Raw genomic sequence first — 26,891 nt, forward strand, 5'->3', positions numbered from 1 at the left:
CAGACCATGAGGTGGCGCGCAATGGCGCCGGGCGATCTTGCTGATGTCGATGAGATCGCGGCCCGCGTGCACCCGAACTATCCCGAGGACAAGAGTGTTTTCGCGGAGCGCCTGCGTCTCCATCCTGATGGCTGCCGCGTGCTGCGTGGGACGGGCGCGGGCATCGCCGGCTATGTGCTCAGCCATCCCTGGCATCTCGGCCGGCCCCCGGCCTTGAACCTGCTGATCGGCAGCATTCCGCCGGCTGCGTCGACCTACTACATCCACGATCTCGCCTTGCTGCCCGAGGCCCGCGGCAGCGGCTCGGCGACCGTGATCGTCGAGGAGCTGATCCGACACGCGCGTGCGCTCGGCCTGACGTCGCTGTCCTTGATCGCCGTCAACGGCTCGACTCCATTTTGGGAGAGGCAAGGATTTGCGGTCGACAAGACAGCCGCTGCCGATCCGACCGGCAGCTATGGCAGCGACGCGAACCTGATGATCCTGCGGCTCGCCTGAATTGCACGCGCTTCGTTCGCGGCGGCGGTCCAACGCGAAGCGGCCCGGCGATGGGCCGGGCCGCTCGCTGGTCTTGATGTGCTCTATTCCGGCATCGACATTGGCCGCCGCCACATGTCGCGCCGCCGGCTGAAGCGGTTGGCGTGCAGCATCCATCCGGTGACAGGCTTGCCGTCGCGGTGACGGCCACCGCTCTCCGCAGCCGCCCAGGCGGCGACGGCGCCGAGCAGCAGCGCGGTGGCAACCGAGAACGCCAGGATGACAGTGCCGGCGCGGGTATGCGAGATCGCGCTCTTGGCTTCTGCGATCACGCTGTCCACCCGCCGCTCCGCATCGGGCGCAGCAAGACCCGTCGTGCCGGTGACGAGCTGCACGAGATAGCTGCGATCGTCCGGGCTGACGCCATTGTGGCTCGACGCCGTGAGCAGGATGCGGCCGGCCTCGCTGCGCGCGGGGGCGAGATCCGGGCTGGGTACCCGCCGGGGCGCGCGGAACAGATGGTCGAGCTCATAGCTCAGGATCGACGGTTCATTGGCCGTCGCCGGCGTAGTCAGCGGATGGGTCCGTGTCGCCGCGGACGCGCCAAGCACGGCCAGCGTGGCGCCGAGCACGACCGCCAGCGCCCAGGCTGTGACGCCGTGCAGGCCGTCCCGCTTCTCGGTCTCCTCGCTTTCGGCGAGCCCGTGCGGTGCGCGCAAGCGGCCCGCCATGTAGCCGCCGCAGCCGAAGCTGATCAGCGCCTGCAGCACCAGATAGAGTCCGGACAGGAGCCAGAGCGCCACCGAGGCGTCGCGCCATGTCGGCGCGGTGGAGCTGACACCGAGACCGACCGACATGGCAAAGCTGATCAGGATCGAAGAGACCGCCGCCGCGGTCAAGGCTCCCGCAACGACCGGCGTCCATTGCAGGGTCCAGCTATCGGCCGTCGCGCTCGAAACGGGTGAGGCGACGACCGGCGCAGTTTCCATGGCCATGATCGTCGTCTCAACGCAGGCCGAAGAACGATAGAACGGCCATGATGACCACGATCAGCCCCACGAGATAAATCAGTCCGTCCATGATGATCCTCCTCCGGTTGGACATTGGTCGCCGTATAAGCGACGGCGAGCCGCAATGTTCCGTGCGCCGAGCGGCGGAGGAGGAGAGCACGCGCGGCTGCCGGCGGAGTAAGGCTTGCCACAACAGCTAACGGATCATCGTGCCGTTGCGCGACGCAATAGAACAGGGCCGGGGGAGCACGGGGGCCTGACATCCCGCCGCTAGCCATCTCTCAATCGATGGCGCTGATCGTGCACCGCGCAAGAGGCTGACGCAACGGTCCACGCTCAATAGCGTCGGTCGTAGCCGCGCTGCCGGGCATAGGCGTAGGCGGGGTTGATGCCGCAGCCGGCATCGGTGCCGGAGGCGGAAGCCAGGCACTGGCGATAGGTGGAGAATTGGCAGTTGCCCGGATAGCCCCAGATCCTGCCTTGCAGGCAGTAGCGGTCCTGGGCGGCGGATGCGGGCGAGACCGCGGCAAAGCTCGCGAGGACGGCGGTGGCGGACAGCGAGGCAAATAACAGGCGGCGCATGCGTTTATCCTTGTGTTGAAAAGTCCCGTTGCAACGCGAGGGTGCGCAGGCCCGTTCCTCGCGCGCAACATAACTGTTTTGTGTCGGCGCCGCAGCGACGCGTTCACAGGCCGGCGAAATTGTCTGGATGTTGGCGCCCGAGTTGGCCTCTTGAAGGTCTGAGGCAGCCCCACCGTTGCGGAGCTTGGCAACGCGCGTCATGACGTGATGCCGGAACATTCGTCCACCGCACCGGTTGCTTTTTGGCCGCTGGTGATGGACCGATCCCATGTTTCGCCGATCCAAGACGTCAGACGCCGCCCATCGCGACTCTTCGAGCGTTTTCGCGAGCCGCCCGCGCACACCTGGCACCGGCGGGATGCTGGCTCTGCTCGGGTTCGCGTTCCTGATCCACTATTTCGATCAGCGGCCCGAACAGGCGGAGCGCTCGCGAGGCGCGAGCCGGGCCGGCGCTGGACACGGCCGGCTGGCGCGTTCGCCCGCGGAGATTCCCGCGCGCGGCTGGAAGGACGTCCTGCTCCGGGTCTATGAGAATGTCACCGAGCACAGGATCGTTGCGCTCGCCGCAGGCATGACCTTCTACACCCTGCTGGCGATCTTTCCGGCGCTGGCCGCGCTGGTGGCAATCTACGGCCTGTTCTCCGATCCGGCCAAAATCACCGGACATCTGGAACAGTTGCAGGGCTTGATGCCCGGCGGCGCCATCGACATCGCGCGCGACCAGTTGACGCGTGTTTCTGCCAACGGCCGTCAGGCGCTCGGCATCACCTTCCTCGTCAGCCTCGCGATCTCGCTGTGGAGCGCCAATGCGGCGATGAAGTCGCTCTTCGACACGCTCAACATCGTTTATCGCGAACCCGAGAGGCGTGGCTTCATCAAGCTGAACGCGATTTCGCTGCTGTTCACCGGCGGCGCGATCCTGTTCGCGCTGCTCGCCATCGGTGCCGTCGTCGTGCTCCCGGTGCTGCTGAACTATCTCGGCATGTCCGGGGCCGGCGATCTGGTGCTGCGGATCGGCCGCTGGCCCGCGATCTTCATCTGCGTCGCGCTCGGACTGGCCCTGATCTACCGCTACGGGCCGGACCGCGAGGAGCCCAAATGGCGCTGGATCAGTTGGGGCAGCGCGCTGGCGGCGGCGCTGTGGCTCGCGGGCTCGGCGCTGTTTTCCTGGTATGCGGCCAATTTCGGCAGCTTCAACGCGACCTACGGCTCGCTCGGCGCCGCCATCGGCTTCATGACCTGGATCTGGATCTCCGCCATCGTGATCCTGATCGGTGCCGAGCTCGATGCCGAATTGGAGCATCAGACCCTGCGCGACACCACCACCGGCGTCGCACAGCCGCTCGGCACCCGCGGCGCCACGATGGCTGACACGGTGGGCCGGGCGAGCTGATCGGCCGTCGGCTGAGAAGACGGGTGCGATCGGCGTCAGCCGTGCATGGCTCCCGCGCCACAATCCCGTAGAACCGCCCGCTGCCTGGGATGGAACTATGGAACTGGGGAACCCGAGGCGGATCGACTGTGTTCCTATCCGGTCGTCGCGAATCCCCGAGTTATCGGTTTCGCTGCCGCGTCGTCTCGATTGTCATAACGGAGCTTTTGCATGACGGAGCAGCCTGTTCGCGGAGGCGACGAGGGCGGGCCCACGGATCTGCCGCGCATTTCGACCGGAAGCGAAGGCCTCGACGACATTCTCGGCGGCGGCTTCGATCCCAATCGCCTGTATCTGTATGAAGGCCGGCCGGGCACCGGGAAAACCACCATTGCGCTGCAGTTCCTGCTTAAGGGCGTGAGCTGCGGCGAGCGCGTGCTCTACATCACCCTGTCGGAGACCCGGCGCGAGCTCGAGCTGGTGGCGCGGCGGCACGGCTGGTCGCTGGCCGGCGTCGATATCTTCGAGCTGGTGCCGCCGGAAACCACGCTCGACCCCGAGCGTGAGCTCACCGTGTTTCATCCGGCCGAGGTCGAGCTCAGCGAGACCACCGGCCTGATGTTCAACGAGGTCGAGCGGATCGATCCGAGCCGCGTCGTGATCGACAGCCTGTCGGAGCTTCGCCTGCTGGCCCAGAGCCCGCTGCGCTACCGCCGCCAGGTGCTCGCGTTGAAGCACTTCTTCGCCAAGCGCAACTGCACCGTCGTCCTGCTCGACGATCTGTCGTCGGCCCAGGACGACCTGCAGCTGCACTCGGTCGCGCATGGCGTGGTGATGCTGGAGCAGCTCGCGATCGACTACGGCGCGGAGCGCCGCCGGCTGCGCGTGATCAAGATGCGCGGCATCGCATTCCGCGGCGGCTACCATGACTTCACCATTGCGTCCGGCGGGCTCAAGATCTTTCCGCGCCTCGTCGCCGCGGAGCATCACCGGACGTTTGCGGGCGATGTCACGCCGAGCGGCAATGCCGAACTCGACCAGCTGCTCGGCGGCGGCCTGGAGCGCGGCACCAACGCGCTGCTCATCGGCGCCGCCGGCGTCGGCAAATCGTCGGTTGCGCTGATCTATGCGATCGCGGCGGCCCAGCGCGGCGAGCATGCGGTATTCTTTGCCTTTGACGAGGGCCGCGGCACCGTCGAAGCCCGCGCGCGGACGCTCGGCCTGCCGCTCGATGAACACATCGACTCCGGGCGCATCCGCTTTCAGCAGGTCGACCCGGCCGAGCTGTCGCCCGGCGAGTTCGGCGCCATCGTCCGGCAGAGCGTCGAGCAGGACAATGCCCGCCTCATCATCATCGACAGTCTCAACGGCTATCTCAACGCGATGCCGGACGAGCGGTTTCTGATCCTGCAGATGCATGAGCTCTTGACCTATCTGGCCCAGCAGGGCGTGCTGACGATCCTGGTGCTCGCGCAGCACGGCATGGTCGGGCCGATGGATACGCCGCTGGACATCAGCTATCTCAGCGATGCCGTCCTGATGCTGCGCTATTTCGAGGTCGGCGGCGCGGTTCGGCGCGCCTTGTCGGTGGTCAAGAAGCGCAGCGGTTTCCACGAGCACAGCATCCGCGAGTTTCGCCTGAGCGGCTCCGGCATCAGCCTCGGCCCGCCGCTCATGGGTTTCAGCGGCATCTTCTCCGGCAATCCGCGCTTCACCGGGACGGATTTCCCCGACATGGAACTGCGGGATGAGCATTGAGCAAGATCACCGTGTCCTCGTCTTCGCGCCGATCGGGCGGGACGGGCCGGCATCGGCGGAGCTGCTCCGCAGCGCAAGGATCGAGACGACGGTCTGCTCGGACCTGGCGCATCTGCTCCATGAGATGAGCGCAGGCGTCGGCGCGGTCTTCGTCGCCGAGGAAGGGCTGTTTGCCCAGGACACCGCTCCCCTCACGCAATGGGTCGAACGCCAGCCGGCCTGGTCCGACCTGCCCTTCATCGTGCTTACCAGTCACCGCGAACAGCGTGCAGTCGTGACCTGGCGGCGCCATCTGGTCGGCGCGCTGCGCAATGTCTCGCTGCTCGAACGGCCGATTCAGCCGATCACGCTCACAAGCGCTGTTCAATCGGCGCTGCGGGCGCGGCGCCGCCAATACCAGATCCGCGCACTGATCCAGGCGCGCGAGCAGGCGGCGCAGCAGCTCGAGCAGCTCGTCGTCGAGCGGACCCGGGCGCTCGCGGAGTCGAACGAGCATCTTCGCATCGAGATGGCCGAGCGCGCACGGGTCGAGGAGACGCTGCGCCAGGCGCAGAAGATCGAGGCCATCGGCCGCCTGACCGGCGGCGTGGCGCACGACTTCAACAACCTGCTGATGGTGATCTCCGGCGGCCTCGACATGCTCGACCGCCAGGGCGATCCGGCGCGGCGCCGCCGCCTGATGGACGGCATGATCCAGGCGGCGCAGCGCGGCGCCAGCCTGACCCGGCAGTTGCTGGCGTTCTCGCGCCGGCAGGAGCTGCGGCCCGAGCCGGTCGACATTGCCCGCCAGATCGGCGGCATGCGCGAGCTGCTCGACCGCAGCCTGCGCGGCGACGTGCACGTCGAGTTCGACTTCCCCGACGCGCTGTGGCCCGTCGAGGTCGATCCGGGCGAGCTCGAGCTCGTGGTGCTCAATCTCGCCGTCAATGCCCGCGACGCGATGCCGGCCGGCGGCACGATCCTGGTCCGGGCCGAGAACCTGCGAAACCTGCAGGACGACGAATTGGCCGGCGACTATGTCCGCCTCTCGGTGATCGACACCGGCACCGGCATGACGGAGGACGTCCGGGTGCGGGTGTTCGAGCCGTTCTTCACCACCAAGGATGTCGGCAAGGGCTCAGGGCTCGGACTCGCCCAGGTCTACGGCTTCGTCACCCAGTCGCGCGGCACCGTCCGCATCGACTCGGAGGTGGGCAAGGGCACGACGATTGCGCTGTACCTTCCGCGATCCGCGCAGGCGGCGTCCAGGCAGCAGCACCATCTCCTCGACCTGCAGCGGCCGCGGGCGCGCCAGCATGATGAGGGCCGCATTCTCCTGGTCGAGGACGACGACGAGGTCGCGGCCCTGGTCGGCGAGATGCTGCGCCAGCTCGGCTATGAGGTGACCCGCGCCTCCAGCGCCGCGGCCGCGCTCGGCGCGCTCGCCGACGGACGCACGGTCGACCTCGTGTTCTCCGACGTCATGATGCCGGGGGGCATGAATGGTGTCGAGCTGGCACGCGAGATTCAGAAGCGGCGCGGCGACATGCCGATCCTGCTGACCAGCGGCTATTCCGGCGCTGCCGTTCACGCCGCCAAGGAGGCCGGCGTCCGCATCCTGTCGAAACCGTATCGCATCGATGAGCTGGCCGCCGCGCTCGACGCGGTGAAGATGGGCCACGTTTGGACGCAGGCCCGCATTTCCTCATAGGGAGCTGGGAGCGCTGATAGCGAGCTGCGGCCTTGGACCTTTCACAGCCGTCAACCGCGCTCGATCAGCACCGAAACTGCGACATGCCCGATCTGGCCGTCATCGGAGCTGACCTCGAGGCAGACGTTCGTCGAGGAGGGATGGAGTCGCTCGCGCGCGATTGCACAGTGGGAGCACGATCATCCCTCTGCCGCCGGCTCGAAGCGGGGAAGCCCGCGATCATCGAAAACGGCTGAATGCGGGTTTGTTCCTCGCGGATCAGATTTTTTTTGCCGGCAGCCAGTCGCGACCGAACCGGTTGCTCACCGCCGGTCGTCCATCCAGTTGACAGATCCGCAGGCGGTACAATTGAACAGACGCGCCGCTTCGCCGGTTCGCGGGTTCAGGATGCTCTGAACCGCGCGCGCCGGTTGGCCGCAGCTGCGGCAGCGCGCCGGCTCGGTCCGGCCGCTGCGGGAGTCACTGCTCTGATCCGACACGTCTGTCATGGCCGCCCCGAAACGGACGGGAGCAGACGGTGGATCAGGTCGAGCGCGCACGCCGGTCTGAGACGGGAGCGGGGGCGCCCGAAGCTGGCCTTGTCCAGTCGATCCGCGGTTCGCTGCACCCGGCCGCGCTGCGATGACCTGCCGACAAAATAGATGGCGTCGGTGTCGGGCCGCCGAGCCTTGCATCGTCCTCTGCGAAGGATACGGAGGACTCCAGACATGACCCCCAGAATAGTCACCGCGGACGAATGGACCGAAGCTCATCGCGCCCACCTCACCCAGGAGAAGGCCTTCATCAGGCAGCGCGATGCGCTGGCTGCCGCCCGCCGGGCGCTGCCGTGGGTCCGGGTCGAGAAGGACTATGTCTTCCAGGCGGCGGATGGACCCGTGAGCCTGGCTGACCTGTTTCAGGGACGGAGCCAGCTGATCGTCTATCATTTCATGATGGCGCCGGGCGATCCGCACCGCTGTCCCGGCTGCTCGTTCCTGTGCGACCACATCGACGGCGCCAACCAGCACCTCCGCCATCACGACGTCAGCCTGGTCGCCGTCTCGCGTGCGCCGCTCGCCGAGATCGCCCCGTTCAAGGCGCGCATGGGCTGGGCGTTCGACTGGGTGTCATCCGAGGGCGGTGATTTCAATTTCGACTTTCAGGTCTCGTTCTCGGACGAGCAGATCGTGACGGGCCAGGCCGTCTACAATTTCGCCCCCTTGACGCGCAGGTCGCCCGAGCTCCCGGGGCTGACCGTGTTCACCAAGGACGATGCCGGCACCATCTTCTGCACCTTCCAGGTCCGCTCCCGCGGCGGCGATCCGCTGATCGGCGCCTATCACTATCTCGATCTCACGCCCAAGGGTCGCAACGAGACCGGCCGCGGCAATCTCTCCGATTGGGTGCGCCTGCACGATGAATATGAGGAAACCGGCGCGCGAGACTGTCATTGCGGCCGGTAGATCGAAACGGGCGGGGCGGATCGGCGCAGCGTGATCCGCCGCGCCGTCACACCGACGGCGACGGCACGATCTCGCTGCAGGAATTCCAGGCGACGCATGAGCGCATCTTCAGGGCCATGGACAGCAACAAGGACGGCAAGTTGACCCCGGAAGAGATGCAGGCGTTCATGCACGGGCCGCAATGACCGGCGTCAAAACGGCGTGATGGCCTGGCCTGCGCCGCCGCGAGTCCGGCACGGGCGGCCATTTCGCTGATCTCGATCAAGTGCACGCCGCACGGACGCGCAACAGTGCCGCCGCAAGATCCCATGGCCGCGCGCGACGAACCGTGTTGACGCGGCGGCAGACCAGCCGGAAAGAGGCGAGCATGAGCTACTATTTTGCCAAAGCGGTGAATCTATCGTTCGAAGCAGCGATCGAGCGGGTGACCGCGGAGCTGAAGGCGCGCGGCTTTGGCGTTCTGACCCGCATCGATGTGCAGGCGACGCTGCACCAGAAGATCGGCGCCGACTTTCGGCCCTACACCATTCTGGGCGCCTGCAATCCGAAGCTGGCGCATGAGGCATTGCAGGCGGAGAGCCGGATCGGCACCATGCTTCCCTGCAACGTCATCGTCCAGGAGATCGGCGGGAAGGTCGAGGTCGCTGCCGTGAATCCCGTCGCCTCGATGCAGGCAATCGAGAACGCGGCGCTTGCGACGCTCGCCACAAAGGTCTCTGACGCCTTGAAGGCGGTGGTCGAGGCGGTCTAGCTCCGCTGTCCAACGGGACCGCCGCTGATCGAGGCCCGCCAGCCCAGGTGCATGACGACACCAGCGCGGATGGAGCGCGGTGATCGCCCGCGCGCATCGGGCGTTCTTGCACTGGCGGTTGCCCCGGTGCCGAAGTGCTGCGAACTGGTGCGGCTGCTCGGAGAGGCGCTGCGCGCCAACCAGGCGACGCTCGGCCGCCTGGTCCCCCAACCGCTGTCTGACGCAGCAGGGCTGCGGCAGACATGCGATCGACCGCCTTGACGCCGCGCGATCTTCGCGCCGCGCGGCCGATTGCCGACGCTTCGGGGCCGCAGCGCAGCTTCCGTGCGCCGTAATTGTATGTCGGGCGTCATGTCACAGCGGTAGAAATACGGAAAAGCCGGAGTTTCTCAACGCGCTTTAACGAGACTGGAACAAGTTGCATCAATTTTGCGCAGACATGTCGCCGGGTGCGCGGGACGATCGTCATCGCCGCCGGCTATCTGCAAACGAACTATTCACCTGGAGGTTACCTTGTTGTTTCGATCGAACAGCCGCTCGGACGCGGAAGCACAGCTTGCAGCAATCAGTCGCGCGATGGCCGTGATCGAATTCCAGCTCGATGGCACCATCATCACCGCGAACAAGAATTTCCTGAACGCACTCGGCTATCAGCTCGACGAAATCCAGGGCAGGCATCACAGCATGTTCGTGGAGCCGTCCGAACGCGACAGCGCCGCCTACCGCGAGTTTTGGGCGGCGCTGGGCCGCGGCGAGCTCAAGGCCGCCGAGTTCAAACGCATCGGCAAAGGCGGTCGCGAAATCTGGATCGAGGCGTCCTATAATCCCGTCCTCGACAGCGCCGGCAAGCCGGTGAAGGTCGTCAAGTTCGCGACCGACATCACCGAGAAGAAGCTGCGCAGCATGGCCGATGGCTCCAAGCTTGCGGCCATCGACCGCGCGCAGGCCATGATCGAATTCAAGCTCGACGGCACCATCGTCAGTGCCAACAAGAATTTCCTGGACGCGCTGGGCTATCGGCTCGACGAGATCCAGGGCAAGCATCACAGCATGTTCGTTGAACCCGCGCTGCGCGACAGCCCAGCCTATCGCGAGTTCTGGGCTGCGCTCAATCGCGGCGAATACCAGGCCGGCGAGTACAAGCGCATCGGCAAGGGCGGCAAGGAGGTGTGGATCCTCGCCACCTACAATCCGGTGCTCGACGCGGCGGGCAGGCCGATCGGGGTGGTGAAGTTCGCGACCGACGTCACCGCGCAGAAGCTGAAGAACGCCGACCTCGCCGGGCAGATCGAGGCCATCGGCAAGTCCCAGGCGGTGATCGAGTTCAACATGGACGGCACGGTCATCACCGCGAACGACAACTTCCTGCGCGCGCTCGGCTACACCCTGGCCGAGATCCAGGGCAAGCATCACAGCATGTTCGTCGAACCGTCCGAGCGGGAGAGCGGCGCCTACCGCGATTTCTGGGCGAGCCTGAACCGCGGCCAGTATCAGTCGGCCGAGTACAAGCGCATCGGCAAGGGCGGCCGGGAGGTCTATATCCAGGCCTCCTACAATCCGATCCTCGACCTCAACGGCAAGCCGTTCAAGGTGGTCAAATACGCCACCGACGTCACCCGGCAGGTCTTCGTTCGCATGGGCAACGAGCGCGTGCGCGCCATGATGGAATCGGTGGCGGCGGGCGCGGAGGAGCTCAACGCGTCCGTGCGCGAGATTTCCGAAGCCATGACGAAGTCGCGCGAGACCGCCATGGGCGCGGTGGACCGTGTCACCTCGGCCGACGCGCAGGCGCAGCGGCTCTCCGATGCCGCCCAGTCGATGAGCGGCATCGTCGAGATGATCCACAACATCACCGGCCAGATCAATCTGCTGGCGCTGAATGCCACCATCGAGTCCGCCAGGGCCGGCGAAGCGGGCAGGGGCTTCGCCGTCGTCGCATCCGAGGTCAAGAACCTGGCCACCCAGGCGAAGACCGCCACCGACAAGATCGCGACGGAGATCGACAGCCTCAACAACATCTCCGGGGGCGTCGTCACGTCTCTCAGCTCGATCAAGCAGGCGATCCAGAACGTCAGCGAGTATGTGACGTCAACGGCCGCCGCCGTCGAGGAGCAGAGCACGGTCACGAGCGAGATGTCGTCCAGCATGGCGCGTGCCGCGGCCGAAGCTCAGGCTCTGGCCGAGCGCGCGGCGGCTTGACGCCGGATCGGAAAGCGCCGATCGCGCGGTGGCCTGTCAATCCAGGCCGCCGCGCGGTTGCAGGCAATGCCGCCGCCCCGCGCGTCGTGCGCCTGTCGTCTTCGCCGAATTCCCCTCTCTCATCGGGGTGATCCGTGGCTGATATCCTCGCATTTCCCGACCGGGCCCCGTTGCCTATCATCGGCGCGCAATCGGAACGGCTGCGCGATGCCGTGGTCACCAGCGAGATCGGGCGGCTGCGGCGCGAATTGGAGGCCTGGCGAAGCGCGGTCGATAATCTGGAGCGGTGCATCAGATCGGATCCGGCCCTCGCATCGCTCGCGCCCGAGTGCGACAAAATCCGCGAACTGATCTCCGTCACGGCCGGCAAGCTTGACACACTGCTGTAGAACCGGCCGCCCCAGGAGTCGTGAGTCCATCCGCGTGCCATCGTCGCGCATGGGCCGCCGATCCCCGAGCGAACACGTTGGACGCAACGCTGTTCTGCGTTTTTCCAGGCGCGTTTTTGATTTGCCGCAACGGCGGCAGCCCGTCTTTCCCGGACTATGACGGCAAGCGGAAAGGAGTTGACGCCATGTGGCTCACCAAGGACGATTTTCGTATCAAGGCGGAAAATTTTGATCTCTCGAACGGCCTGAACATTCTTCGCATCATCTGCGGCTTGTTTCTGTTTCCTCACGTTGCCGGAAAATTCGCAGGCGGCGCGGTGTCGGCGGCGACCGCCGGCTTCTTCGCCAAGGCCGGCTTTCATCCCCCCGAGGTGTGGGTCGTGATCGCGGCCGCCTCCGAGTCGGCCGCCGGCATTGCCCTGGTCCTCGGCATCTGCACGCGCTTTGCCGCGCTCGGCGCCACCGCGCTGCTGCTGTTTGCGGTCTACGCGCTGCAGGTCGTGAAGGGCTTCGGCTGGACCTGGAACACCGGCGGCTATGAGTATCCCGTGTTCTGGGCGATCACCTCGCTCGTCGTCGCCATCGAGGCGTGGAAGACGCATCTCGCGCAGGCGAAGCCGAGCGCCCGGGCCCTGCCGGCGAGCGCTGCGGCCTGACCTCCGGACTCGCGACAGACACATCCGATTGCTGAACGGAAGCCGCCTGCGGGCGGCTTTCGCGCATCCGGTACCGCGCAGGCCGGCATGCAGCCGTCATCCCGTCGTGCTACGCTCTCAAGTCTCGCGCTCCTGTCGCTACGTCGCTCGCCATGAATTCCCGCCGCATTCACATCACCGGCGCTTCCGCCTCCGGCACCACGACGCTCGGCCGCGCCGTGGCCTCTGCGCTCGCCATCCCGCATCACGATACGGACGACTACTTCTGGCAACCGACCGAGCCGCCTTACGTCGAGATGCGTGCGGCGGCGGAGCGGTTGCGCCTGATGGACGAGATGTTCGTGCCGCTCGCGCGGTGGGTCCTGAGCGGATCGCTGCAGGGCTGGGGCGATCCGCTGATCGCGCATTTCGACCTCGTGGTGTTCGTCTCCACCGCGCAGGATCTCCGGCTGCAGCGGCTGCGCGCGCGCGAGGCGCTGCGCTATGGTGCCGAGGCGGTGGCTCCGGGCGGCCCGCGCCACCAGGACGCCGAGGCGTTCATCGCCTGGGCAGCCGGCTATGACGTGGGCGGGGTCAGCCGCACACGCGAAAAACACGAGGCCTGGCTGGCGACGCTGCCCTGTCCGGTGCTGCGCCTCGATGGCGCGCGTCCCGTGCCGGAGTTGACGGCGCGCGTCGTCGCAGCGGTTCAGCCCGCTGCCTAGTCCCCACGTCGAGGTGGCAATCCGGCGCGCCGCGCGGGACATCCGACGAAGTGGCAGGGGGGGCGGTTGTCGCGTCCGCCCTCACGCGCCGACGGCGATCGGCTGCTCCGGGCAGTTCGTCAGCCGGGCCGGCGTGCCCACGGCCGTGCAGCCAGCCGGCACATCGGACGTAACGAGTGCTCCGGCGCCGATCTTGGCAAAATCACCGATCGCGACGTCGCCCAGCACGGTCGCGCCCGAGGAGAGCAGCACGCCGCGGCCGATCCGCGGGGCGCGGCCGGGCAGTGTGTCGTGTCGTCCGATCGTAACGTTCTGCAGGATGGTGACGTCGTCGCCGATGCTGCTGTGGGCGCCGATGACGATGCCGGTAGCATGATCGAGAAACACCGCGGTGCCGAGCCGCGCCGAGGGATGGATGCTCACCTGCAGGGATGTTGACGTGTCCGCCTGCAGCAGTAGCGCCAGGTCGGGCTGCCCGTTGCTCCAGAGCCAGTGCGCGACGCGATGCGCCTGCAGTGCGACGTAGCCTTTGTAGTTCAGCAGCGGCGGCAGCAGCGCCGTCGTCGCTGGGTCCTGCGTCGCGATCGCACCGAGGTCGTGACCCGCCGCCTCGACGAGCTCAGGCGCGGCGGCATACGCCTCGCGCGCGACCGCGGCAAACCGGGCGCGCGCGGCATCGCCGCTACCGATGCGGACGCCAATCTGCTGCGCGACGGCACTGCCGAGATCAGAATGGTCGAGGATTGCAGCCGACAGAGCGCGGCTGAATACGGGATCGGCCGCAGCGATGCGTTGGGCCTCGTGCTGGATCGACGGCCAGAGCTCGGGACTGGATGGGTGTGTGTCGGCCACGGCAAAGCCTGCTCGATGACAGGTGACGGCGGCAATATAGCCTGACCTGCGCGTTGCTGAAACCTGGACGACGCCTCGCGGGCGTTGTCAGCCGATGTGGTCGGCGACATTCCCTGCCGAAGGTCGCGGCCCGTTCAGTTCTGCGCCGTCCGCGCCGCCGCCGCGGCGACGCCCGCACCGATCAGAAGGGTGCCGCCCGCCTTGTTGAAGATGCTGATCACCTTCTCGCTCCGTACGAGCGCGCGGGCGCGCGAGGCGATCAGCGCATAGCCGACGGCGTTGGCGAAGGCGAGCACGACAAAGGTCGATTCGAACACGACCATCTGCGTGAGGAAGCTGCCGTTCGGACTGAGGAACTGCGGCAGGAACGCGACGAAGAAGGTGATGCTCTTGGGGTTCAGCGCCGTGACGATCCAGGCGTGACCGAGCATCTTCAGCGCCGAGGTCCTGTCGGTCCGCGGCACGGCGTTCAGCGCGCCGCCGGCCTGCCACAGCTTGATCCCGAGCCAGACGAGATAGGCCGCGCCGATCCATTTCAGCACGGTGAACAGCAGCGCCGAGGTCGCCAGCAGCGCGCCGACGCCCAGCATGGACAAGGTCATGGCGGTGAAGTCGCCCAGCGCGACGCCGATAGCCGTCGGCAGCGCGGTTCGCCATCCCTGGCCCAGCGCATAGGAGACCACCAGCAGAACCGTCGGTCCCGGGATCACCAGGAGGATGATGGACGTTCCCGCAAATGCGAGCCAGGTCTCGATCGTCATGCTGATCGTCTCTCGCGAGGACACATGCGACGTTGGTATATCGAGGCGGAAAGGGCCGCAATGATCTTTGTTGCGAGACCCGCTTCAACAGGTCTCCTCGACGATCACGAACGCAAGACGTGTCATGCACGACCTTCGGTCGCTGCGGCGCTCAAAAAAAAGTGCTTTCGCTTTTCCAGAAAATGTGCTCTACTGCGTCCATCCTGCTTCGCCACGAGGGGCGTATCGCGATCGTCACGGCACGTGAGGCGGGGAGGCGATGGCCGCTTGCCTGCCGCAGCGTGCTTGCACGCGGACGAACGGCAGCTTGCGGACGTGAAGTCGTGTGGTCCTGGCGCCGCGACGCTGGCGCCAAGCTTTCGGGCGATGATCCCGAGGGCGACGGTGGCTAAAGAGCCGTACACCGGGGAGATCACGATATAAGCGTGAAGACCATCGCGCGGGGAATGCCGGGATGTCTCGGCTGAACCTGTGGTTCCTGCCGCCTGCATTTTTTTCGCAGGCGGGCCATGGGGGCGGCCAGCTCCCGGCATTCCCTGCGCCCTCGTGTTTCGCGAGGGTTCGTCGATCCCATCAGCCCGGGCGCGCCGCGTCGCGGGATCGCACCGATGCGCGACTCATGGCCCATCCGGAGGGCGCGACGCGGGCAACGAGCGTGAGAGATAACGACTCGCGGGAGCGGATAGGCGATCGGCTCCAGTGGCGGTTTGCCCAGCGCGCGGGTGCTCGCGCCGCAGCCGGATTTGATCTACACGGGGGCGTTTACGATGGACCATTCATGACGTCTCGCGTGCACCGGCGCAAGGGACAATCCGGAGTTGCATATGTCGCCCAGCCAAGCATCGCCCCTGACACTCGTTGCGGAAACGGCCGAGATCCTGACCTCGCTCGGCGTTGCGCCGGAGCGGCTGCGCGGCGGGACGCGCGCCGCCCGTTCGCCCGTGACCGGCGAGGTGCTGGCCCATGTGCATGACGACAGCAGGGCGGATGCGACCGCGGTGATTGCGCGCGCGCATGCCGCGTTCCTGCAGTGGCGACTCAGGCCGGCGCCGAAGCGCGGCGAACTGGTGCGGCTGTTCGGCGAGGAGCTGCGCGCCCACAAGGCCGCGCTCGGCCGCCTGGTCTCGATCGAGGCCGGCAAGATCGTCTCCGAGGGGCTCGGCGAGGTCCAGGAGATGATCGACATCTGCGACTTCGCCGTCGGCCTGTCGCGCCAGCTCTATGGCCTGACCATCGCCACCGAGCGCGCCGAGCACCGGATGATGGAGACCTGGCATCCCCTGGGGGTCACCGGCGTGATCTCGGCGTTCAACTTTCCGGTGGCGGTGTGGGCCTGGAATGCGGCGGTTGCGCTGGTGTGCGGCAACAGCGTCGTCTGGAAGCCGTCGGAGAAGACGCCGCTGACCGCGCTCGCGACCGACGCGCTGCTGGCGCGCGCGCTGCAGCGTTATCGCCGCGAGGGCGGCGAGGCCCCGGAGGGGCTCGCAGGCCTGCTGCTCGGCGGCCGCGCGGTGGGCGAGATGCTGGTCGACGATGCCAGGGTGCCGCTGGTGTCGGCGACCGGATCGACGGCCATGGGGCGCGTCGTCGGCGCCTGCCTTGCCGGCCGCTTTGCCCGCGCCATCCTCGAGCTCGGCGGCAACAATGCCGCGATCGTCACGCCCACCGCCGACCTCGATCTCACCTTGCGCGCGGTGGCGTTCGCGGCGATGGGCACCGCGGGCCAGCGCTGCACCAGCCTGCGCCGCCTGTTCGTGCATGCCGACGTCTACGCCCAGCTCGTGCCGCGGCTGAAGCAGGCCTATGCCTCGGTGGCGATCGGCAATCCGCTGGAGCAGGGCACCCTGATCGGACCGCTGATCGACCGCGGCGCCTATGACGCCATGCAGGATGCGCTGAGCGCCGCGCGGGATCACGGCGGCCGCGTGTTCGGCGGCGAGCGCGTCGCGGTCGGTGGCTGCGCGGAGGCCTATTACGTGCGGCCGGCGCTGGTCGAGATCGACGTACAATGCGGCCCGGTCGAGCGCGAGACGTTTGCGCCGATCCTCTACGTGATGCCGTATCGCGATCTCGATGCCGCGATCGAGCTGCACAATGCGGTGCCGCAGGGCCTCTCGTCCTCGATCTTCACCAATGATCTGCGCGAGGCCGAACTGTTCGTGTCGTCGCGCGGCTCCGATTGCGGCATCGCCAACGTCAATATCGGCCCCTCGGGCGCCGAGATCGGCGGCGCGTTCGGCGGCGAGAAGGAGACCGGCGGCGGCCGCGAGTCCGGCTCGGATTCATGGAAGGCCTATATGCGCCGGGCCACCAACACCGTGAACTACGGCCGCAGCCTGCCGCTGGCGCAGGGCGTCAGGTTCGACCTCGGCTGATCGACGCGATGGGTCTTCCTCATCGGCGGAACCGCTTCGCTGCGTCGTGCGTTGCGCGCTGACAAGGAGATGCACCATGGCAGTGAAAGCGAAGAAGACGACATCCGCCGCGAAGTCCGCGCGCGGCCGCAAGCAGGATCGCGCCCGCGTCGCGGGTGGACAGGACTACGAAGTCCGCTACGAAGCCAAGAAGAGCGGCCGCTCGGCGTCCGCAGTGAAGAAGGCGGTCAAGAAGGTCGGCAATAGCCGCAACAAGGTCGAGCGCAAGCTGACGCGCAAGTGACGTCAATGCTGCTTCGGCCGCTGCGGCGGCCGAAGCGATCCCCGCGCCCAGCCGAGCGCCTTGGGCGAGTGCAGCGGATCGGGCCCGTCGCAGGTTGGACAAACAAGCTGGCGACGTTCGCCCTTGCCCTCGCGCACCGCGAGCGCGCGACCGCAGGTCGGGCACGGCTTGCGCAGCAGCCATGGGACCGGATGCTTCGGCATGATGGCGTCTCCCGGTGGAGGCCTCAGGCTAGGGCATCTTGGGGTAGCCGCGGAATCACCTATTTGAATCGCGGCGGATCTTCCGGCTCTCCGTGCCGTGAACAATCAGGACAGGTGTCGCCGGTCGCAGCCAAGACCTCACCGATGGCTGCGAGCGCGTCCGAACTGCACAGCCCGGGTGGTGGATCGTCGCGTGCGACGCAAAGCGCCCGCGCCAGCGCTTCCGGGTCGCCGCGTTCGCGCATCCAGCCGTGCCGTTCGCATTCGACGATCGCGCCGGCCTCGCGCAGGGTGGCGACCGCCCAGCGCTCGAAACGTTGGCTCGCGGAGCGGTGTGTGACGGCAGTCGGCATCGGCCATTCTCTCCCGCCGGGAGAATCCATGAATCGGCGGGCGTTTCCAGGCCCGGCCTGCAGAGCAGGGATTCCAAAATGGAGGGACTGGCTGGCCGCGGATTATTCGGCGGCCCGGCTTGAGATCGCCGCGGCCTGGGGCCATCCTTGATGGAGCTCGCGTGAAACGGATGCAGGCAGGAATGCAGATCAGGGCCAACGAGGATTTGCTGCTCATCATCGATGTGCAGAACGATTTTTGTCCCGGCGGTGCGCTCGCCGTGGCCGACGGCGATGCCGTGGTGCCGGTGATCAACCGGCTGAGCGGGATGTTCGATCACGTCGTCCTGACCCAGGACTGGCACCCGGCGGGACACAGCTCGTTCGCCTCGAGCCACCCGGGCAAGGCGCCGTTCGAAAGCGTCACGATGCCCTACGGGCCGCAGACCCTTTGGCCGGACCACTGCATCCAGGGCACGCCGGGCGCCGCCTTCCATGCCGGGCTCGCGACTGACAAGGCGCAGCTCATCATCCGCAAGGGCTTTCGCGCCGCGATCGATTCCTACTCGGCGTTCTTCGAGAACGACAAGACCACGCCCACGGGCCTCGCCGGATACCTGCGCGAGCGCGGCCTGAAGCGGGTTTTCCTGGTCGGTCTCGCCACCGATTTCTGCGTGCATTATTCGGCGGTCGATGCGCGGCGGCTCGGCTTTGCGGCCATCATCGTCGACAACGCCTGCCGGGGCATCGACCTCGGCGGCTCGATGGCGGCGGCCAAGGCGCAGGGCGCGGAGGCCGGGGTCGAGCGGATCGCCGAGCTGGCGTGATGATCGTGGACTACGCCGCCGCGCCGATGGTCGGCTCGGCGATGGCGCCGGCGACGCGGACGCGGACGCGGAGCGCGTTGCCGGGGAGGTAGGCGATCGGCATGTCCTCGACGTCGACCGTCTTGAGCGTGTCGCGGTCGGCGCCGGCCTGCACGGCGCGCACCTCGGCGATGGCCCGCGCCGCCGCGATGGCCTCGTCGCGGGTCATGTCGCGGAAGACCTGGTCGGCCTCGCCGGAGACCTGGGCGATGGCGGCGCCGACCGCATTGGCGCAGTCGCCATGGTCGACGCGGACGATGGTGGAGATGCCGGCGAGGCGCTCCGGCACCAGGAAGGCGCCGCCGCCGACCGCGAGCAGCGGCACGTCGCCCGCCTCGGTCTTCATGCGGTCGATGTCGCCTTCGAGCTTGCGGTGGGCGTCGGCGAGCGCGGCGTCGATCAGGCTTTTCGGCAGATGCGCGACGCGCGATCTGTCGCCGATGTCGATCAGCCCCGCTGCGACCGCGATGTCGGTCGCGGTGAGCTGGTCGCCGCCGAACACCAGCGCGTCGGATGTCAGCCGGTATCCGACGCTGAGCGGGCCGACACGGACCGGATCCTGCGTGACGTGGCTGCCGCCGCCGAGCCCGATCGAGAGCAGATCGGGCATGCGAAACAGCGTGCGGACGCCGCCGACCTCGACGACGGCGTTGGCCTCGCGCGGAAAGCCGTGGCGCAGCTGGCCGATGTCGCTGGTGGTGCCGCCGACGTCGACGACCATGGCGTCGTCGAGGCCGGACAGATACGCGGCGCCCCGCATGGAGTTGGTGGCGCCGGAGGCGAAGCTCATGACCGGGAAGGCGGTCGCGATCTCCGCCTGCATCACGGTGCCGTCGTTCTGCGTCAGGAACAGCGGCGCATCGATGCCGGACTCCGCGATCGCCTTGCGGAAGGCGGCGACCGTCGTGACCGCGAGGTCGTGCAGCGCGGCGTTGAGCAAAGCGGCGTTCTCGCGCTCGAGCAGTCCGATGCGGCCGAGGTCGTGCGAGAGCGTGACGGCCACATCAGGACAGATCTCGGCCAGGATCTCGCGCGCGATGTTCTCACAGCTCGGATCGAGCGGTGAGAACGACGAGGCGACCGCGACCGCGCGCAGGCCCTTGGCCTTGATCGCGCGCGCGGCGGCCTTGAGACCGTTGGTGTCGAGCGGCATGAAGGGGCGGCCATCATAATCGTGGCCGCCTTCGAGCATGAAGGTCTCGCCGCTGACCAGCGCGGCGAGGTCGCCCGGCCAGTCGCAGAACGGCGGCAGCGAGGCGGAGGCCGGCATTCCGATGCGGATCGCGCCGATCTTCTGCAGGTGCCGCCGCTGCACCACCGCATTGATGAAATGCGTGGTGCCGATCACGACCGCATCGACCGGTACGGCCGCCGCGGGATGTTCTCGCAGCGCCTTCAGCGCCGCGAGGATGCCGGAGGTCACGTCGGCGGTGGTCGCAGCCTTGACGGAGTGAACGACCTGGTCGTCGGCAATCAGGACGGCGTCGGTGTTGGTGCCACCGACGTCAATGCCAATCCGCTTCATTCACTATGCTCCAGGGGGCGAAAACAGCGACCGGAAATCGAGGTCGTAACCGAAGGCGCGAGGGCCGACGAATTCGAGCCCGCGCGGGCTCGTCAGCACGGCGGGCGCGGGCAGCGCGACTACGGTGACGCGCTGGCCGTAGCGCACCGTCTCGGTGCCGATGCCGTGGCCATTGACGCTGTCGAGCACGCAGATCAGGTCCGGCGACATCGCGATGGCCTCGCCGTCGCGCCAGGCGACGATCCACTCGTTCTGGAACGACAGCTTCAGACGCGTGCCGCGATCGTCGTCGCTGCCCTCCACGACGGCAGAGCCGCGCAGGAAGCCCTCGGTGGTGCGGCGCTCGACATCGACGATCTTGCCGCTGAACAGCCGCTGGCCGCCCTCGCAATCGAGGATCGCCGCAATCGGATCCTGGTGGCTTCGGTTCGCGGCCTCGACCGCGCGGCCGATCGTGATGGCCTTGGTGGTCGTGAAATGGATGCCCCAGTCCTTGACCTCGCGCCCCGTGCGCGGCGCTTTGCTGGTCGAGGCGATCGAGCCCATCTCGACGCAGATCTTGCGGCTGGCGCGCTCCATCCACTTCCAGCTCGGCACCTTGGTCACCACGGCCTCGATGCCGCGCGGATCGTACAGCGTGCAGGGATACGGCTTGAGGTCGCCGATCGCAACCGACGTCATCTGCGCCTCGGGAAAGGCGCGGCCCATGCAGTCGGCGTCGACCACGGGGATGTTCAGATGTGCTGCCGCCATCAGCGCCTGCATGCCGTTGCCGCCGCCGATCTCCACCGACATCACGGCGCGAAATGTGATGCCGTTGAGCTCCTCCTGCATGCGCACCGCACGCGCGATGCTGCGGCTGTCGGCGAGCCGTTCCTGCCCGACCAAGGGGGCGCCCATGTTGGAGACCACGGCGACCCAGTCGTCGTCGGCAAGATCGAGCGGCGACATCATCTGCACGCGATGTCCATCGGCATAGAGCCGACGCAGGTTGAGCAGGCCGAGATAGGGACTGCCGCCGCCGCCGGTGCCGAGGATCCAGGCGCCGACCGCGAGCGCCTCGATGTCGTCGAGACTGATCGTCTTCAATTCCACCCCGCTCACGACAACAGTTCCTCGACAATGCGGGCGGCTGCGGCGATCGACAGGATCACGGGCCCGGAATAATGGCGGCGGACGCGGGCCTTGTTGGCGCTGGTGTAGCTCATGCAGTCGAGCACGACGAGGTCGGGCTGCTTGGCCGCCATCGCGCGCGCCGCGGCGTCGACGGCCGCGTCATCGGAGCCCGGTTGCAGCGTGACGCCCACCACCTCGACGTGATCACGCTGCCATTTGCCGGCGATCAGCGCGGTCTGCTCGGCCAGCGGCGAGAACACGCCGAGCCGGCCCCTCGGCAGCACGGCTTCCACCATCTTGTGCAGCACTGCCGAGGGCAGGATCACGAGCCCTTCTGGCGCGAGGTTGGGAAACTTGCCCGTGCAGGCCAGCATCGCGACGTCGATGCCGTCCTGCCGAAATTTCGCGAGCTGTGCATTGGCCCGGCCCTCGACCGCCTTCTTGCTGATGCGCACGTTGTCACCGTTCGGCAGCGAGGTGAACAGCGCATCGGCGCCGTCGACCGGCGGGATGCGATCGATCTCGCCGCGGCTCATGCCGTCGAGCGCGCCGCGCAATTCGATGGTCGTGCCGGGAGACAGCACGGCTGCGATCTCGGCTTCGATCGCGGGGCGCGGGCTCTGGCCGATGACGACGACGCCCATGCGCCGTTGCGAAGGGCGATCCGCCACATCGAGGGAAGGGGACGGGAGTATGACGTTCACAATATCAATCCTCGAGAATGACGAGATCGGTCGGCCGCCAGCCGAGCGCGACGGCTTGGCCGGGTGCGTGGAGTGGACCGGCTCCTGAATTCGGCTGCTGAGCCAGCACCCGCTCGCCACCGTCCAGGACGATGCGGTAGAGGACGGCACCGCCAAGGAAGTTCGTGCTCTCGACCGTACCGCGTGCGGACGTGCCCTTGCTCTCGGCATCGACCGGGCCGGCTGGCGACACCATGATCTTCTCCGGCCGCAAGGCGACCGACAGAACCTCGCCACCGGCCGTTGCGGACACATCCGGCAGGGCCAGCACCAGGCCATTGCCGACCGCGATTCCGGTCCCGTGGTCCAGCGTCACGCGCTGGCCGCGGAAGATATTGGTGTCGCCGATGAAGTCGGCGACGAAGCGGGTTCGCGGCTGGTCGTAGATCTCGACCGGTGTGCCGATCTGCTCGACGCGGCCGGCGTTCATCACCGCGATGCGGTCGGACATCGCCAGCGCCTCCTCCTGGTCGTGGGTGACGAAGACGAGGGTGAGGCCGAGAGTCTTCTGCAGTTGCTTGAGCTCGAACTGCATCTGCTGGCGCAGCTTCTTGTCGAGCGCGCCGAGCGGCTCGTCACAGAGCAGCACGCGCGGCGAGATGACGATGGCGCGGGCGAGCGCGACGCGCTGCTGCTGGCCGCCCGACAATTGTGCCGGCCTGCGGTCCTCCATGCCGGACAGCTCGACCATCGCCAGCGCGGCCGTGACCTTGGACGCGATCGTGGCCTTGTCGGTCTTGCGCATGCGCAGGCCGAAGGCGACGTTCTCCGCCACCGTCCGGTGCGGAAACAGCGCATAGTTCTGGAACACCATCGCCATGTCGCGCCTGTGCGCGGGGACATGGGTGATGTCGGCGCCGTCGACGCGGATCTCGCCGGTGCTGGGGCTGTCGAAGCCCGCGATCATGCGCAGCGTGGTGGTCTTGCCGCAGCCGGACGGGCCGAGCAGCGAGAAGAACTCGCCCGGACGGATGTCCATGGCGACCGCGTCGACGGCGCGTACGCCGCCGTCATAGACCTTGCTGACGCTGGCGATCTCGATGCTTGCGCTCATGCGCGGAAGATCCGGTTGACCCGGCTGTCGATCACGTCCTTCTGCGCGTTGTACCACTTCCAGTCGACCTGGATCAGCTTGCTGACCTTTTCCGGAGTGGTCAGCAGCTTGGCGTCGTACTTGGCGTCGAGCTTCACCTTCTTGTTGGCCGGCGAGTACCAGACGGTCTCGGCGAGGCGCTTTTGGACCTCGGGGCGCAGCATGTAGTTCACATAGGCGTTGGCGAGCTCCTTCATCTTGCTGCCGGGTGTGATGCTCAGCACCTGCTCCAGCGACAGCACGCCCTCGCTCGGGGTGACGAAGTCGATCGGCTGGTTTTGTCCGTCATAGCGGTAGATGCCGGAGTCGTGGATCACGCCGAGGCCGACCTCGCCGGACAGGAACAGCTTCTCCATCGCGCCGGTGAAGTCGACGAGCTTGATCGGCTTCAGCTTCTCGAGCGCCGCATAGGCCGCGTCAAGATCGGTCTGCCCCTTTCCGTAGAGAGTGCCGCACATCATCAGGAAAGCCTGTCCCAGGCTGTTGACAGGGATCACATAGCCGCCGCGCACGCCGTTGTACTTCGCGTCCCACAGCTCCTTCCAGGACGTGACGTTGGCGTAGCCCTTGTCGGTGCGCATGCCCAAGCCAATGGCGCTGGTGAAGATGCAGACGCCGACGATCTTGTCGCTGACCGCGTAGGGGTAGACGTCGGCCATGTTCGGCACCAGCTTGGGGTCGACCTTCGGCTCGACGAGGCCCATCTCGACCGCTGCCCACTGCTCGTTGGAGTTGGTGTGCAGCACGTCGTAGATCGGCGCCGAGCGCGAGCTCGCCTGCAGCTTCGGCAGGAACGGCAGCGCAGTGTCGGTCCTGAGCTTGCACTTGAACTCGCTTTCGAAGGCGGGGCCGATCTCGGCCTTCATGACGTCGCCCCATTTGCCGCCCCAGCCGGTGATGTTCAGCACGGGCTCCTCGGCGCGCGCGACGTAAGGCGCCGCGACGACGCCTGCACCAAGCGCAGCAGCCGAAGTCAGCAGGCGCCGGCGGCTCATGGGGAAGCGACGCGATGAGTCGGTCATGTCCGGAATCTCCCTTAGAGTTTGACGTAGGAGCGCAGGCCAACGGTGCGGTCGAGCGCGATGACGACGATGAAGGCGAGCAGGATCGAGATCACCGAGGCGGCGCCGATGGTGCCGTCCAGATCGAATTTGAGGTAGTTGAACAGCGTGATCGGCAAGGTCTCGCTGCCGGGCGCGACCAGGAACAGCGACACCGGGAATTGGTCGAACGAGACGATGAAAGCAAAGATCGCGCCTGCCAGTACGCCGGGCTTCACCAGCGGCAGCGTGATCTCGAAGAAGGTCCGGGTGGGGCTGGCGCCGAGATTCTGCGCGGCTTCCTCCAGCCTGACATCGAAATTATGCAACACGGCGAGGGTGGTGCGCACGACGTAGGGAATCGTCACCAGCGTATGGCCGGCGACAAGGCCCCACAACGGGCGCCCGACATCGAGCAGCACATAGGACTGGAACAGTGCAAGACCGGTCAGGATCGCAGGCAGCATCAGCGGCGACAGCATGGTCGCCACGATCAGGCGAGAGCCCGGCAGGTTGCCGCGCGCGACCGCCAGCGCGGCCGACGCGCCGAGCACGGTTGCCGCGACCGTGGTCATCGCTGCGACCTCGATGCTCAAGAGCAGCGCGTGCATGAAGTCGCGCGAGGCGAAGAATTTCTCGAACCAGCGCAAGGAGACGCCGACCGGTGGAAACTGGATGAAGGGCGTCGGATTCAGCGCGAACACGATCACGATCGCGATTGGCGCCAGCAGGAAGACGAGGACGGCGCCGTTGGCGGCGAGATAGAGCCTGCGACCCCACCGGAGCGGCCGCTTCCTGCCGCGAAGCGCGGGTGCGGCCGCCAGATCGATCGGCGCAGCAAGCGGCGGCTGCGATCCTGGAGCAAGGCTCGTCATCTGCGCCCTCATTGCAGCTCGCGCTGGCCCGAGACGAGGCCGAGCACGTGATTATACGCGATGACGAGCGAGAGCGAAATGACGAGCAGCACCATGCCGAGCGCAGCCGCGAAGCCGACGTTGAAGTTGGCGGAGATCTGCTGGTAGATCAGGATCGGCAGGGTCATGACCTGGAAGCCGCCGAGCAGGATCGGGGTCACATAGGCGCTGATCGCGAGCGCGAACACGAGCAGCGACCCGGCGAGGATGCCGGGCAGGCTGAGCGGCAGGGTGACTTCGAGAAAAGCGCGCCACGGGCTGGCGCCGAGATTCTCCGCCGCCTGCTCCAGCCGTTCGTCGATGCGGCCGATCACGCCGGTCAGCGTCAGCACCATGAACGGCACATAGATGTGGACGAGGCCGATGATGATGCCGGTCTCATTGTACATCAGTTGCAACGGCCTGGTGACCAGCCCGAGCGAGGTCAGGATCTGGTTGATGACACCCTTGTCGGACAGCAGCGTCATCCAGGCGAAGGTACGCACCACGATGCCGGTCAGCATCGGCGCCAGCACGGCCATCAGCAGCAGCGCGTGGCCGGTGCGGCTCTTGATCCGCGCCATCCAATGCGCGAGCGGATAGCCGATCATGAGCGCGGCCAGGGTCGTCCAGAGGCCGATCCGGATCGTGGTCCAGATCACCTCGAGATAGTAGCCGTCATCGCCCATGCGGGCATAGTGCCTGGCGGTGAGGGCGACGTTCGGCATGACCACGGGGTTGCCGGTCAGGACGCTCATCACCGCCATCAATCCGATCGGCAGGAAGAAGAACAGCGCAAAAAGCAGCGCGCTCGGCAGGATCAACAGCGCCAGGCTGTTGACGCGCGGCGCGCTGCTGCTCGTCATCAGGAGGCCAGTCCGGCCAATTGCTCGATGGTCTGGCCAAGCGGATCGCCGGTCATGCGCCGCAGCTTCGCGGCCATGCCGCCGAGCTCGCGGCGGACGTTGGCGCGCTCGATCTCGGTGGTGGCCTGGACCGAGTAGGAGACGGCGATGCCGATCAGCTCACCGCTCTCGCCGCTCGCCAGCGCAAAGCCCTGCGAGCCGACGCCCTCGATGGCCTCGTCGGCGGCGTCCGAGATGCCGGTCCGGCGGATCTCGTTCAGCCGCGCCATCAGCTCGGTGAAGTTCTGCGGCGAGTTGGCCGGGACCTTCGGATAGTCGAGCGGCACGCGCGCCCGGATCTCCTGGTCCGACAGACGCGCCAGCATGGCGCGGCCGTTCGAGGTGATGATGGCCGGCGTGCGCTGGCCCGGCGGGTTGACGACGCGCAGCGGGTTGGAGCCGGGCACGATGCGCAGCACCACCTGCTGATAGCCGTCGAGCACGGCGATGTAGCCGGTGTGTCCGGTGCGCGCGCAGACATCACGCAGCTCGCGCTCGGCGGTGGCGATCAGGTCGTCATGGGCCCGGTGCAGCCGCCCGAGCTCGAAGGTGAGCAGGCCCGGCCGGTAGCGGCGGCTGTGCGGATCCTGCTCGAGCAGGCCGCAATCGCGCAGCGAGCGGAGCAGGCGTGAGGTCGAGCTCTTCGGCTTGCCGGTCAGGACCTGGACGTCGGCAAAGGAGAGGTCGGGCCGCGCGGTCGAGAAGCAGCGCAGGATGTCGATGGCGTTGGTCAGGGCGCTCATGATGATACCGTTTGTTCCATTTTTTGGAACGTAGTCCCGAATTCTAGAAGCGGCAGGGCGACTGCCGCAAGGCGAAATTACTGGCAAGCAGGTGCCCGAATGCGCGTCAGGGTGGTGGGCGGGGCGCCGGG

General features: G+C 67.1%; 27 protein-coding genes and 1 pseudogene. 14 read left to right on the forward strand and 14 right to left on the reverse strand.

Features of this window, described 5'->3' with window-relative positions:
- Positions 1-6 precede the first annotated feature (6 nt).
- On the forward strand, positions 7-498 hold the full coding sequence (locus tag QX010_RS06210; protein ID WP_316178279.1) for a GNAT family N-acetyltransferase: 492 nt from the start codon (positions 7-9) through the stop codon (positions 496-498).
- Positions 499-581: 83 nt separating this feature from the next.
- Here the strand turns inward: QX010_RS06210 and QX010_RS06215 are convergent, their stop codons facing one another.
- A complete protein-coding gene (locus QX010_RS06215; RefSeq protein WP_316178281.1) occupies positions 582-1,472 on the reverse strand; it encodes a hypothetical protein in 891 nt (296 codons plus the stop codon).
- Positions 1,473-1,823: 351 nt separating this feature from the next.
- Positions 1,824-2,069, reverse strand: coding sequence for a DUF3551 domain-containing protein (locus tag QX010_RS06220; RefSeq protein WP_316178283.1), 246 nt, complete (start codon positions 2,067-2,069; stop codon positions 1,824-1,826).
- Between the two features lie 358 nt (positions 2,070-2,427).
- On the opposite strand from QX010_RS06220, the gene QX010_RS06225 reads away from it, so the two are divergent.
- The 10 genes and pseudogenes from QX010_RS06225 to QX010_RS06270 all read left to right on the forward strand — a co-directional run bounded on the left by QX010_RS06225 (position 2,428) and on the right by QX010_RS06270 (position 13,030).
- Positions 2,428-3,462, forward strand: a complete 1,035-nt coding sequence (locus QX010_RS06225) for a YihY/virulence factor BrkB family protein (RefSeq protein ID WP_316178284.1) — start codon at positions 2,428-2,430, stop codon at positions 3,460-3,462.
- A gap of 210 nt (positions 3,463-3,672) precedes the next feature.
- Entirely contained in the window at positions 3,673-5,199 is a 1,527-nt protein-coding gene (locus QX010_RS06230) for an ATPase domain-containing protein (protein ID WP_316178286.1), read from the forward strand.
- Positions 5,189-6,889 carry a response regulator gene (locus QX010_RS06235; RefSeq protein ID WP_316178288.1) on the forward strand — a complete coding sequence of 567 codons (1,701 nt, stop codon included), beginning with the start codon at positions 5,189-5,191 and terminating at the stop codon, positions 6,887-6,889. The genes QX010_RS06230 and QX010_RS06235 overlap by 11 nt, the downstream gene beginning before the upstream one ends.
- 707 nt (positions 6,890-7,596) lie before the next feature.
- Positions 7,597-8,331 (forward strand): thioredoxin family protein, encoded by a 735-nt coding sequence (locus QX010_RS06240; protein WP_316178290.1) that lies wholly within the window; start codon positions 7,597-7,599, stop codon positions 8,329-8,331.
- 50 nt (positions 8,332-8,381) lie between these two features.
- Positions 8,382-8,516: pseudogene (locus QX010_RS06245) on the forward strand (EF-hand domain-containing protein); the annotation flags it as partial.
- 182 nt (positions 8,517-8,698) lie between these two features.
- Positions 8,699-9,082 carry a DUF302 domain-containing protein gene (locus QX010_RS06250; RefSeq protein ID WP_316178292.1) on the forward strand — a complete coding sequence of 128 codons (384 nt, stop codon included), beginning with the start codon at positions 8,699-8,701 and terminating at the stop codon, positions 9,080-9,082.
- Positions 9,083-9,658: 576 nt separating this feature from the next.
- The gene (locus tag QX010_RS06255) at positions 9,659-11,281 is read left to right on the forward strand and encodes a PAS domain-containing protein (RefSeq protein WP_410051922.1); all 1,623 of its coding nucleotides are present in this window, start codon (positions 9,659-9,661) and stop codon (positions 11,279-11,281) included.
- Positions 11,282-11,415: 134 nt separating this feature from the next.
- Positions 11,416-11,670, forward strand: a complete 255-nt coding sequence (locus tag QX010_RS06260) for a hypothetical protein (RefSeq protein ID WP_316178294.1) — start codon at positions 11,416-11,418, stop codon at positions 11,668-11,670.
- Between the two features lie 185 nt (positions 11,671-11,855).
- On the forward strand, positions 11,856-12,326 hold the full coding sequence (locus QX010_RS06265; protein WP_315802261.1) for a DoxX family protein: 471 nt from the start codon (positions 11,856-11,858) through the stop codon (positions 12,324-12,326).
- A 152-nt stretch (positions 12,327-12,478) separates the two neighbouring features.
- Positions 12,479-13,030 (forward strand): hypothetical protein, encoded by a 552-nt coding sequence (locus QX010_RS06270; protein WP_316178296.1) that lies wholly within the window; start codon positions 12,479-12,481, stop codon positions 13,028-13,030.
- Between the two features lie 81 nt (positions 13,031-13,111).
- Here QX010_RS06270 and QX010_RS06275 read toward each other — a convergent pair whose 3' ends face one another.
- Together QX010_RS06275 and QX010_RS06280 are read right to left on the reverse strand one after the other, a co-directional pair.
- A complete protein-coding gene (locus QX010_RS06275) occupies positions 13,112-13,882 on the reverse strand; it encodes a serine O-acetyltransferase (RefSeq protein ID WP_316178298.1) in 771 nt (256 codons plus the stop codon).
- Between the two features lie 134 nt (positions 13,883-14,016).
- On the reverse strand, positions 14,017-14,643 hold the full coding sequence (locus tag QX010_RS06280; RefSeq protein ID WP_315802263.1) for a LysE family translocator: 627 nt from the start codon (positions 14,641-14,643) through the stop codon (positions 14,017-14,019).
- Positions 14,644-15,467: 824 nt separating this feature from the next.
- Between QX010_RS06280 and QX010_RS06285 the strand changes: the two genes are divergently transcribed.
- Together QX010_RS06285 and QX010_RS06290 are read left to right on the forward strand one after the other, a co-directional pair.
- Positions 15,468-17,018 (forward strand): aldehyde dehydrogenase family protein, encoded by a 1,551-nt coding sequence (locus tag QX010_RS06285; RefSeq protein ID WP_316178300.1) that lies wholly within the window; start codon positions 15,468-15,470, stop codon positions 17,016-17,018.
- A gap of 76 nt (positions 17,019-17,094) precedes the next feature.
- On the forward strand, positions 17,095-17,301 hold the full coding sequence (locus QX010_RS06290) for a DUF3606 domain-containing protein (protein WP_316178301.1): 207 nt from the start codon (positions 17,095-17,097) through the stop codon (positions 17,299-17,301).
- 2 nt (positions 17,302-17,303) lie between these two features.
- Here the strand turns inward: QX010_RS06290 and QX010_RS06295 are convergent, their stop codons facing one another.
- Entirely contained in the window at positions 17,304-17,504 is a 201-nt protein-coding gene (locus tag QX010_RS06295; RefSeq protein WP_315802268.1) for a hypothetical protein, read from the reverse strand.
- A gap of 59 nt (positions 17,505-17,563) precedes the next feature.
- Positions 17,564-17,857, reverse strand: coding sequence for a hypothetical protein (locus QX010_RS06300; protein WP_316178303.1), 294 nt, complete (start codon positions 17,855-17,857; stop codon positions 17,564-17,566).
- 170 nt (positions 17,858-18,027) lie between these two features.
- Between QX010_RS06300 and pncA the strand changes: the two genes are divergently transcribed.
- A complete protein-coding gene (pncA, locus tag QX010_RS06305; RefSeq protein ID WP_316178473.1) occupies positions 18,028-18,663 on the forward strand; it encodes a bifunctional nicotinamidase/pyrazinamidase in 636 nt (211 codons plus the stop codon).
- A gap of 10 nt (positions 18,664-18,673) precedes the next feature.
- Here the strand turns inward: pncA and QX010_RS06310 are convergent, their stop codons facing one another.
- The 8 genes from QX010_RS06310 to QX010_RS06345 all read right to left on the reverse strand — a co-directional run bounded on the left by QX010_RS06310 (position 18,674) and on the right by QX010_RS06345 (position 26,760).
- Positions 18,674-20,227 carry a hydantoinase/oxoprolinase family protein gene (locus QX010_RS06310; RefSeq protein WP_316178305.1) on the reverse strand — a complete coding sequence of 518 codons (1,554 nt, stop codon included), beginning with the start codon at positions 20,225-20,227 and terminating at the stop codon, positions 18,674-18,676.
- A 3-nt stretch (positions 20,228-20,230) separates the two neighbouring features.
- Positions 20,231-21,331, reverse strand: coding sequence for a DUF917 domain-containing protein (locus tag QX010_RS06315; RefSeq protein ID WP_316178306.1), 1,101 nt, complete (start codon positions 21,329-21,331; stop codon positions 20,231-20,233).
- A complete protein-coding gene (locus QX010_RS06320) occupies positions 21,328-21,987 on the reverse strand; it encodes an AroM family protein (RefSeq protein WP_316178307.1) in 660 nt (219 codons plus the stop codon). Before QX010_RS06320 ends, QX010_RS06315 begins: the two co-directional genes overlap by 4 nt.
- 64 nt (positions 21,988-22,051) lie before the next feature.
- Entirely contained in the window at positions 22,052-23,140 is a 1,089-nt protein-coding gene (locus tag QX010_RS06325; protein WP_316178309.1) for an ABC transporter ATP-binding protein, read from the reverse strand.
- Complete coding sequence (locus QX010_RS06330; RefSeq protein ID WP_316178311.1) at positions 23,137-24,201, reverse strand: ABC transporter substrate-binding protein; 1,065 nt, start codon at positions 24,199-24,201, stop codon at positions 23,137-23,139. Before QX010_RS06330 ends, QX010_RS06325 begins: the two co-directional genes overlap by 4 nt.
- Positions 24,202-24,215: 14 nt before the next feature.
- Complete coding sequence (locus QX010_RS06335; protein WP_316178313.1) at positions 24,216-25,094, reverse strand: ABC transporter permease; 879 nt, start codon at positions 25,092-25,094, stop codon at positions 24,216-24,218.
- 8 nt (positions 25,095-25,102) lie between these two features.
- Positions 25,103-25,978, reverse strand: coding sequence for an ABC transporter permease (locus QX010_RS06340; RefSeq protein ID WP_316178315.1), 876 nt, complete (start codon positions 25,976-25,978; stop codon positions 25,103-25,105).
- Positions 25,978-26,760 carry an IclR family transcriptional regulator gene (locus QX010_RS06345; RefSeq protein ID WP_316178317.1) on the reverse strand — a complete coding sequence of 261 codons (783 nt, stop codon included), beginning with the start codon at positions 26,758-26,760 and terminating at the stop codon, positions 25,978-25,980. Before QX010_RS06345 ends, QX010_RS06340 begins: the two co-directional genes overlap by 1 nt.
- Positions 26,761-26,891: the final 131 nt, after the last annotated feature.

The sequence above is a fragment of the Bradyrhizobium sp. SZCCHNRI1009 genome (genome assembly GCF_032487575.1).
Taxonomy (GTDB): domain Bacteria; phylum Pseudomonadota; class Alphaproteobacteria; order Rhizobiales; family Xanthobacteraceae; genus Bradyrhizobium.

Coding starts and splice junctions, on each gene's coding strand:
- QX010_RS06330 (WP_316178311.1), bottom strand. CDS start 24,201: ATGACCGACTCATCGCGTCGCTTCCCCATGAGCCGCCGGCGCCTGCTG.
- QX010_RS06345 (WP_316178317.1), bottom strand. CDS start 26,760: ATGAGCGCCCTGACCAACGCCATCGACATCCTGCGCTGCTTCTCGACC.
- QX010_RS06210 (WP_316178279.1), top strand. CDS start 7: ATGAGGTGGCGCGCAATGGCGCCGGGCGATCTTGCTGATGTCGATGAG.
- QX010_RS06335 (WP_316178313.1), bottom strand. CDS start 25,094: ATGACGAGCCTTGCTCCAGGATCGCAGCCGCCGCTTGCTGCGCCGATC.
- QX010_RS06325 (WP_316178309.1), bottom strand. CDS start 23,140: ATGAGCGCAAGCATCGAGATCGCCAGCGTCAGCAAGGTCTATGACGGC.
- QX010_RS06215 (WP_316178281.1), bottom strand. CDS start 1,472: ATGGCCATGGAAACTGCGCCGGTCGTCGCCTCACCCGTTTCGAGCGCG.
- QX010_RS06220 (WP_316178283.1), bottom strand. CDS start 2,069: ATGCGCCGCCTGTTATTTGCCTCGCTGTCCGCCACCGCCGTCCTCGCG.
- QX010_RS06280 (WP_315802263.1), bottom strand. CDS start 14,643: ATGACGATCGAGACCTGGCTCGCATTTGCGGGAACGTCCATCATCCTC.
- QX010_RS06290 (WP_316178301.1), top strand. CDS start 17,095: ATGGCAGTGAAAGCGAAGAAGACGACATCCGCCGCGAAGTCCGCGCGC.
- QX010_RS06295 (WP_315802268.1), bottom strand. CDS start 17,504: ATGCCGAAGCATCCGGTCCCATGGCTGCTGCGCAAGCCGTGCCCGACC.
- QX010_RS06240 (WP_316178290.1), top strand. CDS start 7,597: ATGACCCCCAGAATAGTCACCGCGGACGAATGGACCGAAGCTCATCGC.
- QX010_RS06285 (WP_316178300.1), top strand. CDS start 15,468: ATGTCGCCCAGCCAAGCATCGCCCCTGACACTCGTTGCGGAAACGGCC.
- QX010_RS06225 (WP_316178284.1), top strand. CDS start 2,428: ATGCTGGCTCTGCTCGGGTTCGCGTTCCTGATCCACTATTTCGATCAG.
- QX010_RS06255 (WP_410051922.1), top strand. CDS start 9,659: ATGGCCGTGATCGAATTCCAGCTCGATGGCACCATCATCACCGCGAAC.
- QX010_RS06265 (WP_315802261.1), top strand. CDS start 11,856: ATGTGGCTCACCAAGGACGATTTTCGTATCAAGGCGGAAAATTTTGAT.
- pncA (WP_316178473.1), top strand. CDS start 18,028: ATGCAGGCAGGAATGCAGATCAGGGCCAACGAGGATTTGCTGCTCATC.
- QX010_RS06310 (WP_316178305.1), bottom strand. CDS start 20,227: ATGAAGCGGATTGGCATTGACGTCGGTGGCACCAACACCGACGCCGTC.
- QX010_RS06250 (WP_316178292.1), top strand. CDS start 8,699: ATGAGCTACTATTTTGCCAAAGCGGTGAATCTATCGTTCGAAGCAGCG.
- QX010_RS06270 (WP_316178296.1), top strand. CDS start 12,479: ATGAATTCCCGCCGCATTCACATCACCGGCGCTTCCGCCTCCGGCACC.
- QX010_RS06320 (WP_316178307.1), bottom strand. CDS start 21,987: ATGGGCGTCGTCGTCATCGGCCAGAGCCCGCGCCCCGCGATCGAAGCC.
- QX010_RS06235 (WP_316178288.1), top strand. CDS start 5,189: ATGAGCATTGAGCAAGATCACCGTGTCCTCGTCTTCGCGCCGATCGGG.
- QX010_RS06300 (WP_316178303.1), bottom strand. CDS start 17,857: ATGCCGACTGCCGTCACACACCGCTCCGCGAGCCAACGTTTCGAGCGC.
- QX010_RS06230 (WP_316178286.1), top strand. CDS start 3,673: ATGACGGAGCAGCCTGTTCGCGGAGGCGACGAGGGCGGGCCCACGGAT.
- QX010_RS06340 (WP_316178315.1), bottom strand. CDS start 25,978: ATGACGAGCAGCAGCGCGCCGCGCGTCAACAGCCTGGCGCTGTTGATC.